This is a genomic window from Azospirillum sp. TSH20 (genome assembly GCF_003115935.1).
Lineage (GTDB): Bacteria > Pseudomonadota > Alphaproteobacteria > Azospirillales > Azospirillaceae > Azospirillum.
Window position 1 is genome coordinate 76390 of the sequence record NZ_LGQU01000057.1, and the last position, 15948, is coordinate 92337.

A 15948-nucleotide genomic window follows, 5' to 3' on the forward strand; every position below is an offset into this window, starting at 1 on the left:
CTCTCCCGCCCCGGGAGAGGGAGGGGACCCACGCCGCAGGCGTGGGGAGGGTGAGGGGTGGGGCGAGAATCCGGAAGCCCATGGTTCCTTGCGCTACCCCTCACCCTTCCCAAGCTTCGCTTGGGCCCCTTCCCTCTCCCGGGGCGGGAGAGGGAGCCTTCTTCAGTCGCCGATCACACCGCGGCGGTGACGACCACTTCGATCAGGATTTCCGGCTTGCCGAGGTCGGCGACGCCGATGGTGGCGCGGGCGGGGAGGTCGTTGCCGTCCAGCCAGGACAGCCAGGCGTCGTTCATCTCGTCCTTCAGGCCCATGTTGGTGATGAACAGCTGGGCGGACAGCAGCTTGGTCTTGTCGCTGCCGGCCATCGCCAGAACCTGGTCGAGCTTGCCGCAGATCTGCGTGACCTGGCCGCCCATGCCGACGCTGACGTCGTCGGCGATGATGCCGCCGAGATAGGCGGTGCCGTTGTTGACGACGACGCGGTGCATGATCTTGGTCTTCTCGATGCGCTTGATCACGGGGAACTGCTCCTTGGTTTTTTGAAAAAGAACTCAGGGGGTGATGGAGAAATCGACGTAGCGGGCGGCGATGCGGGCCAGCGTGCCGTCCTGGACGACCGCGCGGATCGCCTCGTCGAAGGACTGCTTCAAGCCTGTGTCCTCCTTGCGCAGGCCGACGCCGATGCCGGGGCCGAACACATCGGCGTCGATCACCGGCTGGCCGACCAGCTTGACCGACTTGCCGCCGTCGCCCTTCACCCAGTCGGACGCGGTGGCGCCCGTGGTGATGGCGGCGTCGAGCCGCCCGGCCTTCAGATCAGCCAGCAGGTTCGAGGCGGTGTCGTAGGTCTTCAGCGTCGCGTCGCTGCCGAGATGCTTCTCGACATAGCGGGAATGGGTGGTGGAGACCTGGGCGCCGATGGTCTTGCCGCGCAGGCTGGCCGGCGAGCCGTCGATGGCCGATTTGGCCGGCGCTACGAAATAGGCCGGCACCACCATGTAGGGGGTGGAGAAGCCGATGGCCTTCGCCCGCTCCGGCGTGATGTTCATCGTCGCCATGATGGCGTCGTACTTCTTCGCCAGCAGGCCCGGAATGATGCCGTCCCATTCCTGGGCCACGACGGTGCAGGGACGCTTCATCCGCTCGCACAGGGCCTGCGCGAGGTCGACCTCCAGCCCCGCCACCTTGCCGTCGGGCTGGGTGAAGTTGAAGGGCGGGTAGGCGCCTTCGGTGGCGATGCGGATCTCCTGCGCCGCGGCGATGCCGCCGGACGCAAGCAAGAAGAGGGCGGCAACGCCCGAGGTGAGGCGCTTCATGGCAGGCTCCGGCAGGGGGGAAGGGGTCAGCGCCCGGCGATGACGACGATTTCGACCAGGATGGACGGGTCGGCCAGCCGGGCCTCCACCGTCGCGCGGGCCGGCGGGTTGGCCTTGTCGACCCAGGCGTCCCAGGCGGCGTTCATCTGGGGGAAGGTGGCGATGTCGGCGAGATAGACCGTGGCGGTCAGGATGTTGCTCTTCGACGTGCCGGCCTCGGCCAGCAGGGCATCGATCTGGCGCAGCACGTCGCGGGTCTGCGCCTCCACCGTGGTGGAGCCATCGTCGACGATCTGGCCGGCGAGATAGACGGTGTCCTTGTGGATCACCATGTCGCAGAGCCGCGGGGTCGGGTGAAAGCGCTGGATCGTCACGGGATGATGCTCCAAAGGTCAGGCGGCGAAGCGGCCGATGCGGAAGGGGGCGATGGGCAGGTCGGTGGACCCGGCCGTGATGAGGTCGGCGGTGATGCGCCCAACGATGGGGCCGAGCTGGAAGCCGTGCGCCGAGAAGCCGAAGGAATGGTAGAGGTCCGGCTCGGTGCCGCTGGGGCCGATCACCGGGATCTGGTCCGGCATCCGCGCCTCGATTCCCGCCCAGGAGCGGACGATGGTGGCGCCGCGCATGCACGGGAACAGGTCCCACACCGTGCGGGCATTGACCGACACCTGCGAGAAGTCCAGCTCCGTCCGGTTCTCGTCGCGCACCGCCCGGCCGAGCAGGCCGCCGCCGATCAGAACGGTGCCGTTGGGGAACTGCTTGAAGGACAGGGTGCGGCCGGTGGCGCCGACCACCGGCTTGATGAAGGGAGCGACGCGGGCGGTGATCATCAGCATCGGCGCGATGACCTCCAAGGGCACCGGTTCGCCCACCTGCGCGGCGATGCGGTCGGCCCAGGCGCCGGCGGCGTTGACCACCACCGGTGCCTCGAAGCGGTTGCCGTCCGCCGTTTCGACGGTCCACAGGCCGCCCTGGCGGGCCAGCCGCGTCACGGTGCCACCCTCTTGGAAGCGGGCGCCGAGAGCGATGGCCTTGCGGCGGAAGGCGAAGGTGGTGCGGAAGGGGATCGCCGCGCCGTCGCCGCGCGACACCAGGGCGCCGACGCAATGGTCGGCGATGGCCGGCACCAGCGACCGCAGTTCGTCCTGCCCGATCACCTCCTCGTGGGTGAAGCCCAGCGCGCCCAGTTCGGCGACGCGGGCGCGCACCGTCTCAAGCTCCGCCTCGGTCTCCGCCACCTTGATCTGGCCGTGGCTTTCGAAGCCGCAATCGTCGTCCACCAGATCGCGGATGCCGTGCCACAGCGCCATCGAGGCGACGGTCAGCGGCACCTCGGCGACATGGCGGCCGAGCTGGCGCACGCCGCCCGCATTGACGCCGGAGGCGTGGCGGGCGACATGGTCCTTCTCCAGAACCAGCACGCGGACGCCGCGCATCGACAGGTGCAGGGCGGCGGAGCAGCCGTGCAGGCCGCCGCCGATGACGATGACGTCGGGTTTGGGGGAGGCAGTTGCGGTCATCGGGCGCCTCCGCGTCAGTGCTTGAACACGGCGTCGATGTCGGCGTCGGTCTTCGGCAATGCTGCCAGTTCGGCCAGCGTGATCGGCTTCACCGGCGGGCGCAGGCGATAATAGCCGACCTCCGCCGGGGAGACGTTGCGCTCCGCCGCGATGACCTCGGTCACCGTCGGGCCGCAGAGCCGGCCCTGGCACGGCCCCATGCCGCAGCGCAGGAAGCTCTTGGCCTGATTGGGGCCGGAACAGCCGAGCCGCACCGCCTCGCGCACCGCACCGGCGGTGATCTCCTCGCAACGGCAGACGATGGTGTCGTCGGCCGGCACGCGGAAGGCTTCCGCCGGGGTGTAGAGCGTGTCGAGGAAAGCGCGGCCGGTCAGCGCGCGGTCGAGCGCGGCACGGACGGGGGCGGCGGACTGGTCGCGCTGCTCCCGCCCGATGCGGCCCAGCCGGTGCAGGGCGTCGAGGGCAGCCAAGCGGCCGGCTTCCTCCGCCGCGCGGGCGCCGCCGATGCCGGCGCCGTCGCCGGCCAGCGACACGCCCTCGACCGAGGTGGCGCCCCACTCGTCGGTGGTCGGGCGCCAGCAGCGCTGCTGCTCGTCCCAACGCTGGGCGCAGCCGGTGGCGTTGGCAAGGTTCAGGTTGGGGATGACGCCCTGGTGCAGCAGCAGCGTGTCGGCGGGCAACCGGTGTTCCGTGCCGTTGCGGGTGTAGACGACGCTCTTCAACGTGCCCCCGCCGGCAAGGCCGCCTTCGGCGCGGAGCGCGGTGACGTTGCCGATGACGGTCAGCTTGCGCCGCACGTCGAGCATCAGCTTCATGCCCTTGCCGAGATAGGGCGAGCGCAGGAAGCCCGGCAGCATCGGCAGGGCGGCGCGCCAGTTCTGTTTCGGCGTGGTGTCGAGGATGGCGTCGATGCGGGCGCCGGCCTGCAGATACTGCCAGGCCAGCAGCCAGAGCAGCGGCCCGCTGCCCGCCATCACCGTGGCGCCCGACGGCACGAGGCCGGAGGTCTTCAGCAGAACCTGCGCCGCACCAGCGCCCAGCACGCCCGGCAGGGTCCAGCCGGGAATCGGGAAGGGACGCTCCAAGGCGCCGGTCGCCAGGATGACGTGGCGCACGGTCAGCATGGAGGCCGCGCCGTTGCGCGACAGGCCGATCTGGATGGGACGGGACCCGTCGGGAGCATCCTCGCGCGGGCGGGCGACGCTCCAGACCGTGGTGCCCGACCAGTGGACGGCGCCGCTGTCGCGCAGCGGACCCAGCAGTTCGGCGCCGTGCCAATAGTCGGGGCCGAGCACCTTGCGGTCGCGCACCGGGGTTTCGGTGACGGCGCGGTAGATCTGGCCGCCGGGCTCCGCCTGTTCGTCAAGCAGGACGACCGACGCGCCCTTGGAGGCGGCCAGCGCAGCGGCGGCGAGGCCGGCCGGGCCGGCGCCGACGACGGCGATGTCGAAGTCAAAATTGGATTTGGGGGGGCTCACCGCTCCACCTCGCGCTTGCCGTTCTGGGTTTCCACCGCCATGCCGGGGGATACCCGGACTTGGCAGCCCTGGCGGTTGCCGGTGCCGTCGATGGTGACGAGGCAGTCGAAGCAGACGCCCATCATGCAGTAGGGACCGCGCGCCGCACCGCTGACGGGCGTCTTGCGGCAGACGGTGACGCCATTCGCCAGCAGGGCGGCGGCGACGCTGTCGCCGGCCCGCGCGTTGGCCGGACGGCCGTCGATGGTGAAGGAAACCGTTTGCCCAGCGGTCTGGGAGGCGGTCTCGATCTCAGGCAGCCTGCGGAACATGGAACCTCCGGGCGCTGAAGGGCTTGAAGCGGTCGCCGAGGCCGCCGGCCGCGATCAGCGGCGCCAGCGTCAGCGCATGGTTGGCGGCAAGGGTCACGCCGCTGTGGCAGGTGGCGACGAAGGCGCCGGGGGCGGTCGTCGACTCCTCGTAGATCGGGAAGCCGTCCGGCGTCAGAACGCGCAAGGCCGCCCAGCTGCGCACCACGTTCAGCTTGCCCAACAGCGGGAAGAAGCGGATGGCGCGCTGGGCGATGGCCGACGACACGCCGGGCTGCAGCGTGGTGTCGAAGCCGGCCTCCTCGAAGCTGTCGCCGATCATCACCCCGCCCTCGTCGGTCTGCCGGACATAGACGGTGGGGTGGTGCAGGAAGGGCGCGGTCTTCTCGGTGACGATGACATGGCCGCGCTGGGGACGGACGGGAGCGGACAGCCCGACCATCGGCGCCAGCCGGGCGCTGTCATGGCCGGCGGCCAGCACGATCTTGCCGGCGCGGACCTCGCCGCCTGCAGTGGTCATGCGGAAGCCGCCGTCGCGATGCTCGATGCTCTCCACCCGGTGGTTGGGACGGTAATCGACGCCGAGCAGGCCGATGCCCTTGTGCAGGGTGCGCAGCAGCCGCAGCGAGTTGCAGTGGCCGTCCAGCGGGCAATAGGTGCCGCCGACCACGTCGGGGCCGATGAAGGGCAGCTCCTTGCGCAGGGTCTCGCGGTCCATCACCTCGTAGGGGTAAGGGATCATGTCGGGCTGGTTGTGCAGCCGCATCATGGTGTTGGCGCGGGCCTGCAGATCCTCTTCCGACAGCATCGGCATGAAGCCGCCGGGGCGCCGGTAGGCGACGTCGAGACCGGTCTGCTCGCGCAGCAGGTCGGCGAAGCCGCCCCAGTCGTCGGAGGACTGCTTGGTCCAGCCGGCATATTCCGCCATGCCGAGACCCTTGCCCTGCACCCAGACCAGGGCGAAGTTGCCGCGCGACGGACGGACGGCGATGTCGCCCTCGTCCAGCATCGCCACCGTCTGGCCCGACCGGGCGAGGCCCCAGGCCAGCGCCGACCCGACCAGCCCGCCGCCGATCACGGCGACGTCGTATTCTCCGCCCCGAGTGGGCTGCGTCATCGTCTCCACTCCCGCCGCCGGCGCCGCACCGTTTCCCGTGCGCACCGGCCGCCGCCGTTATCGTGTGGCGCGCATCGCCGCGCCCGACACCCGCATACAGTGCCGAATACTTGGCGATGCCGCGCATATCCTTGTGGGTTCGCCGGATCCGCCGGCGTTACACATGGATGGATTGCGAACTGCAGGGTTTTCTTTGGCGAAGCGCCGCGGGATGCTGCCCGACGACCCACCGCCGCTCCTCGATCCTTGCGACAGCATCGGCAGCCAACCTATAACTGTCAAATCAGATCGAAGGGGTGTTTCATGACCGAATGTTATGGCGCGGTGAGGGGCGAGCTCCCTCTCCCCCCCGGGGAGAGGGTCGGGGTGAGGGGGATGCGCGGCGTGGCGCTCCCAAGAATCCTCGCCGTGCATCCCCCTCACCCTAACCCTCTCCCCGGGGGGGAGAGGGGATTGTTCCTGCTTTGGGAAGCGGGAGCGACACCATGATCAATCCGCGCCAGATCGAGGCTTTCCGCGCCGTGATGGTGACCGGCGGCATCACCGCCGCGGCGGAGCTGCTGAACATCTCCCAGCCTGCGGTCAGCCGGCTGATCGGCGATCTGCAATATGCGCTGAAGCTGACGCTGTTCGAACGGCGGGGCCCTCGCATCGCGCCGACCAGCGAGGCGATCTCGCTGTATCAGGTGGTGGACCGCGCCTTCGTCGGGCTGGAACTGATCGAGCAGACGGCGCGCGACCTGACAGCGCGGCGTAGCGGGGCATTGCGGGTGGCGGCGATGCCGGCGCTGGGGGTGGGATTCCTGCCGCGCTACGTCGCGCGCTTCCTCGCCGAGCGGCCCCGGGTGGACATCGCGCTGCGCGGCAGCACGTCGCCCACCATTCTGGATTGGGTGGCGACCGGACAATGCGAGCTGGGCTTCGCCCATACGCCCATCGACCACGCGGCGGTGGTGACCGAGAAGATCCACGGGATCCCGGCCGTCGCCATCCTGCCCCCCGGCCACCCGCTGGCCGCCAAGGAGGTGCTGGTGCCGAAGGATTTCGAAGGCGAAAGCTTCATTTCCACCACCCCGCCGGCCCTGCTGCGCTCCCGCATCGACACCGCCTTCGCCGACCATGACGTGGCGCGGGTGATGCGGGTGGAAGCCCAATTGACCATGAACGCCTGCGCCATGGTGGCGGCCGGCTATGGCGTGTCGGTCGTCGATCCCTTCACCGCCCAGGATTATGTCCCGCACGGGCTGATCGTCCGCGCCTTCGAACCGCGCATCGGCTTCGACATCGCCATCCTGCGCTCCGCCCAGGTGCCGCTGTCGATGATCGCCGAGGACTTCCTCAACGGCTTCATGGAGGAGGCCACGCGCTTCCGCGACAGCCTGATCGGAACGGGCGATGGAACCGAAAGCGGCGCTCAACTCGTTCGGAACACGGAATTATAACATTAGCGGATGAATGATGGCGCGAATTCGATTTGACGGTTATGTGACTGCGCCATCACCCTTGATCCATGTCCGAGCCGGGACCTTCACGAAAAACAGCCCCGAAAATGGGCGGCCGGCAAGGTGACGGACGTAAAGGCGGCGATCCGGACCGCTGTTCGCGATGCGGTCCGAAGATCAGCCCCAGACGAACCCCCAGGCCATGACCTGGGAGCCCGATGAACAGGGACCCTGCCAACAGGGATCAAGGCTCTAGAGGAGAATGACGATGCGCTCCGTGATGTGCGGGTTGATGGCGACGGCGGCCCTGTGGTGCGGCATGGCCGCGGTCCAGACGGCTGAGGCCCAGGACAAGACGCTCTATGTCGCCGCCTATGGCGGCTCCTTCGAGCAGACCATGCGCAAGGACATCATCCCGGCCTTCGAGAAGGCGACGGGGATGAAGGTCGAGTATGTCGCCGGCAACTCCACCGACAATCTCGCCAAGCTGCAGGCCCAGAAGGGCAACCAGCAGATCGACGTCGTCATCCTGGACGACGGCCCGATGTATCAGGCGGTGGCGCTGAACTTCTGCGCCGACCTGGAGAAGGCGCCGGTCTACGACCAGCTCTATGATCTGGCGAAGATGCCGTCGGGCAAGGCGATCAACTTCGGCGCCGTCGGCACCGGCATCGTCTACAACAAGGCCTATTTCGACGAGAACAAGATCCCGGCCCCGACCTCGTGGAAGGACATCGAGGATCCGCGCTTCAAGAAGAAGCTGGTGGTTCCGCCGATCAACAACAGCTACGGCCTGCACGCGCTGGTGATGATGGCGCGCCTGAACGGCGGCGGCGAGACCAACATCGAGCCGGGCTTCAAGGAGTTCAAGGACAAGGTCAACCCGAACGTGCTCGCCTATGAGCCGTCGCCGGGCAAGATGACCGAGCTGTTCCAGAGCAACCAGGCCGTCATCGCCGTCTGGGGTTCGGGCCGCGCCAAGGCGCTGGCCGACACCGGTTTCCCCGCCACCTTCGTCTATCCGAAGGAAGGCGGCATCGTGCTGGGCTCCGCCGCCTGTCAGGTCGCCGGCAGCAAGAACGCGGCCGAGGCGCAGAAGTTCATCCAGCACATGCTGGGCGTCGAGGCGCAGACCGCGCTGGCGGTCAATGCCGGCTTCGGTCCGGTCAACAAGACGGTGGAGCTGCCTGCCGAGAAGCAGGTCGGCATCCCCTATGGCCCGGAGCAGGTCGGCAAGCTGCTGGTGGTGGACTGGGACACCATCAACAAGAACCGCGAGCAGTGGAACCGTCGCTGGACCCGCGAGATCGAGCGCTGATGTAAGGGTGCATCCCCCTCTCCCCCCGGGGAGAGGGGGATGAAGGGCAAGGGAGACGACGGCATGGCTTATCTGGTTCTCGACCAACTGACCAAGCGCTTCGGAAACTGGACGGCGGTCGATCACGTCTCGCTGACGGTGGAGAAGGGCGAGCTGATTTCACTGCTGGGGCCGTCGGGCTGCGGCAAGACCACCACCTTGCAGATGATCGCCGGCTTCCTCGACGCCGATGGCGGGCGGGTGACGCTGGACGGCCAGGACCTGCTGGCGAAGAAGCCGAACGAGCGCGGGCTGGGCATCGTCTTCCAGAGCTATGCCCTGTTCCCGCACATGACCGCGGCGGAGAATGTCGCCTTCGGGCTGGAGATGCGCAAGATCAACCGGGCCGACCGCGACCGCATGGTGGCGGACGCGCTAAAGCTGGTCGGGCTGGAGCAGTATGGCGACCGCCACCCGCGACGGATGTCGGGCGGCCAGCAGCAGCGCGTGGCGCTGGCGCGCGCGCTGGTGATCAAGCCGAGCCTGCTGCTGCTGGACGAGCCGTTGTCGAACCTGGACGCCAAGATGCGCGAGGAGATGCAGATCGAGCTGCGCCGCATCCAGCGCACCGTCGGCACCACCATGATCCTCGTCACCCACGACCAGTCGGAGGCGATGGCGCTGTCCGACCGCGTGGTGGTGATGAACAAGGGCCGCATCCAGCAGGTCGCCACCCCGCAGGAGGCCTACGACCGGCCGGCCAACGCCTTCGTCGCCAACTTCCTGGGCCGCACCAACCTGCTGCCGGGCATGGTCGGCAGCGGCGCGGGCGGCGGCACCGTCATCACGGTGGCCGACAGCGTGTGGCCGGTGTCGCAGCCGGTGCCCGTGGGCCCGGGGGCGCTGGCCGTGCGGCCGGAGAAGGTCGGCTTCGTCGATGCCGGCGGGCTCGGCGGCACCGTGCTGGCCCGCGTCTTCCAGGGCACGCAATGGCTGTTCGAGATCGAGACCGCCGCCGGCCGCCTGATGGTGATCCGCCAGCATGACGGCTCTCCCCTGCCGGCCGAGCGCGAGCAGGTGATGGTCGGGTGGCGGCCCGACGACATGGCGGTGATGCCCGCCGATCGGGAGGCGGCATGAGCATGGCGGCCTCCACCGATACCCAAATGCAGGCGAATGGCGCCAACCCGGCCGCTCACGCTCCCCCGCCGCGCCGGCCGCGCCGCTGGCCCTGGGCACCCTATCTGCTGAGCGCGCCGGGGCTGGCGCTGTTCGCGGTGCTGCTGCTGGTGCCGCTGGTGATGACCTTCCTGTTGTCGCTGAACAGCTTCAGCTTCTATGGCGGCATCGAGAATGTCTGGCAGCTCGGCAACTATGCCGACATCATCGCCGACAGCTATTTCCACGAGGTGTTCCTGCGCACCTTCCGCATCGCAGCATTGGTGACGCTGCTGTGCGCGGTGTTCGGTGCGCCGGAAGCCTACATCCTGCGCCGGATGAAGTCGCCGTGGCGCGGGCTTTGCCTGCTGATCGTGCTGGGGCCGCTGCTGATCTCGGTGGTGTCGCGCACGCTGGGCTGGGCGCTGCTGTTCGGCTCCACCGGCCTCGTCAACCAGGGGCTGATGGGGCTGGGGCTGATCGCGACGCCGATCGAGTTCATGTATACGGAAACCGGCGTCGTCATCGCGCTGACCCATGTGCTGGTGCCCTTCATGGTGCTGTCGGTGTGGGCCTCGCTCCAGCGGCTCGACCCGCAGGTGGAGAATGCGGCGCTGTCGCTGGGCGCCGGGCCGCTGACGGTGATGCGCCGGGTGGTGCTGCCGCAGATCGTGCCGGGCATCCTGTCGGGGTCGATCATCGTCTTCGCGCTGGCGGCCAGCGCCTTTGCCACCCCGGCGATCATCGGCGGGCGGCGGCTGAAGGTGGCGGCGACTCTCGCCTATGACGAATTCCTGAACACGCTGAACTGGCCGTTGGGCGCCACGGTGGCGGTGCTGCTGCTGATCGCCAACATCGTCATCATCGTCGGCTGCAACCGGCTGGTCGAACGTCGCTACAAACAGGTGTTCGAATGAACCGCAACGGCCCGATCGCGCTGATCTTCCACGTCCTGTTCCTGGGCTTCCTGCTGGCGCCGATCCTGATCGTCTGCGCGGTGGCCTTCACCTCGCAGGGATATCTGTCGCTGCCGACCGAGGGGCTGTCGCTGCGCTGGTTCCGCGCCATCGGCGACAATCCGGAGTTCATCCGCGCCTTCAAGGACAGTTTGCTGCTGGGCGCGGTGTCCTCCACCCTGGCGATCCTGGTGGCGGTGCCGGCGGCGCTGGCCATCGCGCGCCACCAGTTCTTCGGCCGCGAGGCGATCCAGGCGCTGTTCCTGTCGCCGCTGATGGTGCCGCACATCGTCCTCGGCATCGCCTTCCTGCGCTTCTTCACCATGATCGGGCTGGGCGGCACCTTCGCCGGGCTGGTGCTGAGCCATGTCATCATCATCCTCCCGTTTGCCCTGCGGCTGATCCTGGCGGCCTCGACCGGCATGGATAGGGCGGTGGAGAATGCGGCGGCGTCGCTCGGCGCCTCCTCCTGGACCTGCTTCCGCCGGGTGACGCTGCCGCTGATCCTGCCGGGCGTGGCGAGCGGCTGGGTGCTGGCCTTCATCAACAGCTTCGACGAGGTGACGATGACGGTCTTCATCGCCTCGCCGGAGACCACCACCCTGCCCGTCCGCCTGTTCCTCTACATCCAGGACAACATCGACCCGCTGGTCGCGGCGGTCTCGGCGGTGCTGATCTTCCTGACCGTGGCCGCCATGCTGGTGCTCGACCGCGTCTATGGCCTGGAACGGCTGCTGGTCGGCAAGGGCCGCGACTGAGACGACGATCCTTCTTCGAGTTTCCTCCCCAGACTGATCGCCCCGCACGTCCGCGTGCGGGGCGTTTTCTTTTCAGTGAATGATTCTGTCCTTCTGGAAAGACTTGGCGACAGATGAGGTCGTGAAACTGCGCTTTGTTCGAGCAATGGACCGGCATCGGGAGAGTTACCCCTACACCAATCGTGGTGTCTATGTCCGCTTGTGCTGGGTAATCAGTTCCAGATATTGCTCAGTGATCGCAGGAAAGTAACAGGATTTACCACCAATTCGTCTGTTCTCGGAAAAATGCCTCACCAATGCCCCAGCCGTCTGGCCATGGTGGCGCCGCATCGCAACCGCCAAGGATACGGACCAATGGCCACGACCTCCGGGAACTCGACCATCACCGTGAACGCGAAGGGGACCCTCGACGCGCATTTCAACCTGCTGGTCGACGGCAAGCAGATCGGTGAGGGCACCACGGGTGCCACGGCCAAGGACTTCGTCTTCAAGACGGATATCGCCGAGAACCAGGGCCACAAGATTCAGGTCCAGTACGACAATGACGGGATCTTCAACGGCACCGACCGCAACCTGATCGTCAACGAGGTCACCATCAACGGCAAGTCGGTCCTGCCGACCGCCGACCATGTCACTTACGACAAGGGCGCGCTGGACGGCCATGACGTCGCCGACGGGCAGGCCGGCATGTGGTGGAACGGCGCGCTGGTCGTCGATGCCGACAAGAGCTATTTCGCCGCGGACGGCGTGACGACCCCCACCACGCCGGCCCCCACCACGCCGACGCCCATTCCGCCTGTTAGCGAGGCGCCCGATCCCACGCCGAGCGCCCCCACCCCGAGCGTGCCGCAGCCGACCGGCCCCGGATTCTACGTCGCCACCAACGGCAAGGACAGCTGGTCGGGCAAGCTGGCCGCCCCCAACGCCGACGGCACCGACGGTCCCTTCGCCTCGCTGCAGAAGGCCCAGACCGCCATGCGGTCGAGCGACATCGACACCACCTATGTCCGCGGCGGCGATTACCACCTGAACAGCCCGGTCTGGCTGACCGGCCAGGATTCCGGCGTCACCTTCACCGGCTACGGCAACGAGAAGGCGGTGATCCACGGCGGGTCGCAGGCATCCGTGTCGTTCGGCGTCAGCGGCGCCCAGAACGTCACCATCGAAGGGCTGACCTTCACCGACGGCGTTGCGAACGGACACTATGTCTTCGCCGACAAGGCATCCGGCCTGACCTTCGCCAACAATGAGGTGAAGGGCGGCGGCTACGGCATCACCGTGCAGAACAGCACCGACAGCAAGGTGGTCGGCAACCAGTTCGACAGCACCGGCGCGGAGTCGATCTTCGTCAAGGCCGGTTCGAACTCGACGGTCGTGTCCGACAACCACATCACGCATCCGAACGCCGCCAACCGTGGCGACGCCGGCATCTGGGTCAACGGCAGCTCCGACGTCCAGGTCACGCACAATCTGGTGGAGCATTCGCCGGAGAAGGCCATCGCCGTCGGCTCGGTCCAGACGGACGGCAGCGACGCCTCCCACCGGGTGACCGTCGCCTTCAACAAGGTCGTCGACGCCAATCTGGAATCGAACGACGGCGGCGGCATCTACCTGATCAACCGCCAGCAGGACCTGACCGGCCACACCGTCGTCAACAACGAGGTGACCGGCACCACCGCGACCAACCCGACGGGTCAGGTGGCGAGCTGGGGCATCTATCTCGACGACTGGACCAGCGGCGCCACGGTCAAGGGCAACCTCGTCCATGGCAACATCGGCGGCGTGTTCCTGCATGGCGGCTGGAACAACAGCGTGACCGAGAACGTGATCGCCGACAACAGCGGCGCCCAGATCGGCCTGCAGCAGCCGGTCGGCTGGAGCGGCTGGAAGGGCCACGAGATGAGCGGCAACGACGTCTCCGGCAATGTGATCGACGTCAGCGACGGCACCGCCTTCCACATCTTCGGCCCGGCCAATGTCGGCAACATCCACAACAACTTCTACAGCCACCTGAACACGTCACAGGACATGTTCGACGTCTGGCCGCAGGTGATGGCGGGCGGCGGCAAGGGCAATCTGGGCGAATGGCAGGCGGCCGGCTACGACAAGGGTTCGACCATGGTCGATCCGGGCTTCGTCAATCCGGGGGCGCACGACTACAGCCTGTCGTCGGATTCGTCGGTCTATGCCCATGGCTTCGACCACATCCCCACCCACGACATCGGCCTGATCGGCTGATCGGCCTCGACCCGGTCGAACACGTGTTTTGACTGCGGGCCGCCCGGCGACGGGCGGCCCGTTCGCGTTTGCGGGCAGTGGGTGGTTAGTATCGTTGTGATCGCAAATGATCCGTTACCGCCATTTTCTGTGTTGACCGCAGGGGGCCGGCAGCCGTACTTTTAACCAGCCGGTTAAAACATAGCGACCGCCACACCGGTCGCCCGAGCCTGCCGGCCGGAGGAGACGCATGGAACCCCGCTCTCACTCGGGCGCAGCGTTGCGCCTGCTCAATTCCGACTGGGTCCGCCCCATCCTGCTGATCGTGATCCTGCTGGTTCTGTGGGATCTGTCGGTCCGTATCTTCGGGGTGCCCGCCTATCTGGTGCCGAAGCCCGGCGACGTCGTGCTGGCGATGATCGACGAATGGCCGCGGCTGCTGTCCGAATCCGTCCCGACCTTCACGGCGACTCTCGGTGGCTTCGCGCTGTCGGTGCTGTTCGGCATTCCCATCGCGATGCTGATCGCCGGATCGCGCACGGTCGAAGCCTATGTCTATCCGCTGCTGGTCTTTTCGCAGTCGATCCCCAAGGTCGCCATCGCGCCGCTGTTCGTGGTGTGGTTCGGCTTCGGCCTGATGCCGAAGGTGATCGCCGCCTTCCTGCTGGGCTTCTTCCCGGTCGTCGTCTCGGCGGTCCAGGGCTTCAAGTCGGTGGACGGCGAGATGATGGATCTGGCGCGATCCATGAAGGCGTCGCGCTTGCAGACCTTCCAGATGGTCAGCCTGCCGCATGCGCTGCCGGCGATCTTCGCCGGGCTGAAGGTGTCCATCACGCTGGCGGTGGTGGGGGCGGTGGTCGGCGAATTCGTCGGCTCCAACTCCGGCATCGGCTTCGTCCTGCAGCGCTCCATCGGCAATTTCGAACTGCCCTTGATGTTCGCGGCGCTGACCGTGCTGGCGCTGATGGGCGTCGTGCTGTTCTGGGTCATCGACGTGGTCGAACGCTTCGCCATCCCCTGGCACGCCAGCCAGCGCAACAAGTACGGCCCGGCCGCGTGAAAGGCTGTGAGGTCTTGGCCCGACTGTCGGCCGTCATCCCCGCGAAGGCGGGGATCCAGGCTACCGGTCCAAGCGCTTGAAAAGGCTGGATTCCCGCCTTCGCGCGAATGACGGTCGAGAGGCGGAAATGTCGGCCGAGAGACTCGCTTGATGTGATCCGACACCGCAGTTTTGAAGATGTGGTCCCGAAACCCGTTCATCGACAAGAACCCCGGTGCCGGACACCGCCGGCCGACGGGGCGATCCACCACCCATGGGAGGACACCGGTCGTGATGAAGAAAGCCATCGTCGCGGCGCTCTGCGCCTTTGCCGCCTCCACTTTGCCGGCGCAGGCCGCCGACAAGGTGACGCTGATGCTGAACTGGTATGTCTATGGCGAGCATGCGCCCTTCTATTACGGCAAGGACAAGGGGCTGTACGAGGCCGAAGGCATCGACCTGGAAATCCAGGAAGGCCGCGGATCGGCGGTGACGACGCAGCTGGTCGCCAGCAAGGCCGTCACCTTCGGCTATGTCGACGTGCCGACGATGATCAAGGCGGCGATGAAGGGCGCGCCGGTGTCCTCGCCGGGCGTGCTGCTGCAGACCAGCCCGATGTCGGCGATGGGCTTCAGCGAGAAGAACATCCGCAAGCCGGAAGACATCAAGGGCAAGATCGTCGCCATGACGCCGGGCGACAGCATGTCCCAGATCTGGCCCCTGTTCCTGAAGAAGACCGGCCTGAAGGAACGTGATTTCGAGGTGGTGTCGGGCGATGCCCAGACCAAGCTGAACGCCGTCATCAACGGACAGGCCGATCTGCTGCTGGGCTATGTCATGGACCAGAGCATGAAGATCAAGGACGCCACCGGAAAGTCGGTGACGCCGATCCGCTTCGCCGATTACGGCGTCAACATGGTCTCCTCCGGCATCATCGCCAACACCGACACGCTGAAGGAGAACCCCGACCTCGTCCGCCGCTTCATGGCCGCCACCACCAAGGCGGTGGAAGAGGCGGAAAAGGCGCCGAAGGAGGCTGCCGCCGCCATCCTGAAGGCCAACCCGAAGGGCGGCAAGCCCGACACGCTGCAGGAAGGCTTCGAGCTGACCATCCCGCTCTACCGCACCAAGGAGACGGAGAAGATGCGGCCCTTCCAGGTCACCGACGCCAACATGAAGGAGACGGTGGATCTGCTGGTCGAATATGGCGGGCTGGACAAGTCGGCCAAGGACAACCCCAAGCGCTTCTACACCCGCGAGTTCCTGCCGGCCGACCCTGCGGCGAAGGCGATGAACGCCGCCGCCAAATAATCGACCTGCCAAGTGATCTGACCGCAGC

Annotated in this window: 15 protein-coding genes; 8 read left to right on the top strand and 7 right to left on the bottom strand. The window is 67.2% G+C overall.

Annotation, left to right across the window (positions count from 1 at the left end):
* Positions 1-173: 173 nt before the first annotated feature.
* The 7 genes from TSH20_RS16885 to TSH20_RS16915 are packed head-to-tail and all read right to left on the bottom strand — an operon-like array spanning position 174 to position 5742.
* Complete coding sequence (locus TSH20_RS16885) at positions 174-521, bottom strand: RidA family protein (RefSeq protein ID WP_109075814.1); 348 nt, start codon at positions 519-521, stop codon at positions 174-176.
* A gap of 33 nt (positions 522-554) precedes the next feature.
* Positions 555-1319 (bottom strand): transporter substrate-binding domain-containing protein, encoded by a 765-nt coding sequence (locus TSH20_RS16890; RefSeq protein WP_109075815.1) that lies wholly within the window; start codon positions 1317-1319, stop codon positions 555-557.
* 26 nt (positions 1320-1345) lie between these two features.
* Entirely contained in the window at positions 1346-1693 is a 348-nt protein-coding gene (locus TSH20_RS16895) for a RidA family protein (protein ID WP_109075816.1), read from the bottom strand.
* An 18-nt stretch (positions 1694-1711) separates the two neighbouring features.
* Positions 1712-2839 (bottom strand): FAD-binding oxidoreductase, encoded by a 1128-nt coding sequence (locus TSH20_RS16900; protein WP_109075817.1) that lies wholly within the window; start codon positions 2837-2839, stop codon positions 1712-1714.
* Positions 2840-2853: 14 nt separating this feature from the next.
* Positions 2854-4317 (bottom strand): NAD(P)/FAD-dependent oxidoreductase, encoded by a 1464-nt coding sequence (locus tag TSH20_RS16905; protein ID WP_109075818.1) that lies wholly within the window; start codon positions 4315-4317, stop codon positions 2854-2856.
* Positions 4314-4628, bottom strand: coding sequence for a (2Fe-2S)-binding protein (locus TSH20_RS16910; protein ID WP_109075819.1), 315 nt, complete (start codon positions 4626-4628; stop codon positions 4314-4316). Before TSH20_RS16910 ends, TSH20_RS16905 begins: the two co-directional genes overlap by 4 nt.
* Positions 4609-5742: an FAD-dependent oxidoreductase gene (locus TSH20_RS16915; protein WP_109075820.1), complete on the bottom strand. Its 1134-nt coding sequence runs from the start codon at positions 5740-5742 to the stop codon at positions 4609-4611. The genes TSH20_RS16910 and TSH20_RS16915 overlap by 20 nt, the downstream gene beginning before the upstream one ends.
* A gap of 485 nt (positions 5743-6227) precedes the next feature.
* On the opposite strand from TSH20_RS16915, the gene TSH20_RS16925 reads away from it, so the two are divergent.
* The 8 genes from TSH20_RS16925 (at position 6228) to TSH20_RS16960 (ending at position 15920) form a co-directional block, all read left to right on the top strand.
* A complete protein-coding gene (locus tag TSH20_RS16925; protein WP_109075822.1) occupies positions 6228-7184 on the top strand; it encodes a LysR substrate-binding domain-containing protein in 957 nt (318 codons plus the stop codon).
* Positions 7185-7452: 268 nt separating this feature from the next.
* Positions 7453-8502 carry an ABC transporter substrate-binding protein gene (locus TSH20_RS16930; RefSeq protein WP_109075823.1) on the top strand — a complete coding sequence of 350 codons (1050 nt, stop codon included), beginning with the start codon at positions 7453-7455 and terminating at the stop codon, positions 8500-8502.
* A gap of 39 nt (positions 8503-8541) precedes the next feature.
* Positions 8542-9621 (top strand): ABC transporter ATP-binding protein, encoded by a 1080-nt coding sequence (locus tag TSH20_RS16935; RefSeq protein ID WP_247871706.1) that lies wholly within the window; start codon positions 8542-8544, stop codon positions 9619-9621.
* Positions 9618-10556: an ABC transporter permease gene (locus tag TSH20_RS16940; RefSeq protein ID WP_109075824.1), complete on the top strand. Its 939-nt coding sequence runs from the start codon at positions 9618-9620 to the stop codon at positions 10554-10556. The genes TSH20_RS16935 and TSH20_RS16940 overlap by 4 nt, the downstream gene beginning before the upstream one ends.
* Entirely contained in the window at positions 10553-11353 is an 801-nt protein-coding gene (locus TSH20_RS16945; protein WP_109049671.1) for an ABC transporter permease, read from the top strand. Before TSH20_RS16940 ends, TSH20_RS16945 begins: the two co-directional genes overlap by 4 nt.
* A gap of 354 nt (positions 11354-11707) precedes the next feature.
* Positions 11708-13591 (top strand): carbohydrate-binding domain-containing protein, encoded by a 1884-nt coding sequence (locus TSH20_RS16950; protein WP_109075825.1) that lies wholly within the window; start codon positions 11708-11710, stop codon positions 13589-13591.
* Between the two features lie 229 nt (positions 13592-13820).
* Positions 13821-14630 carry an ABC transporter permease gene (locus TSH20_RS16955; protein WP_109075826.1) on the top strand — a complete coding sequence of 270 codons (810 nt, stop codon included), beginning with the start codon at positions 13821-13823 and terminating at the stop codon, positions 14628-14630.
* A 273-nt stretch (positions 14631-14903) separates the two neighbouring features.
* Positions 14904-15920: an ABC transporter substrate-binding protein gene (locus TSH20_RS16960; protein WP_109075827.1), complete on the top strand. Its 1017-nt coding sequence runs from the start codon at positions 14904-14906 to the stop codon at positions 15918-15920.
* Positions 15921-15948: the final 28 nt, after the last annotated feature.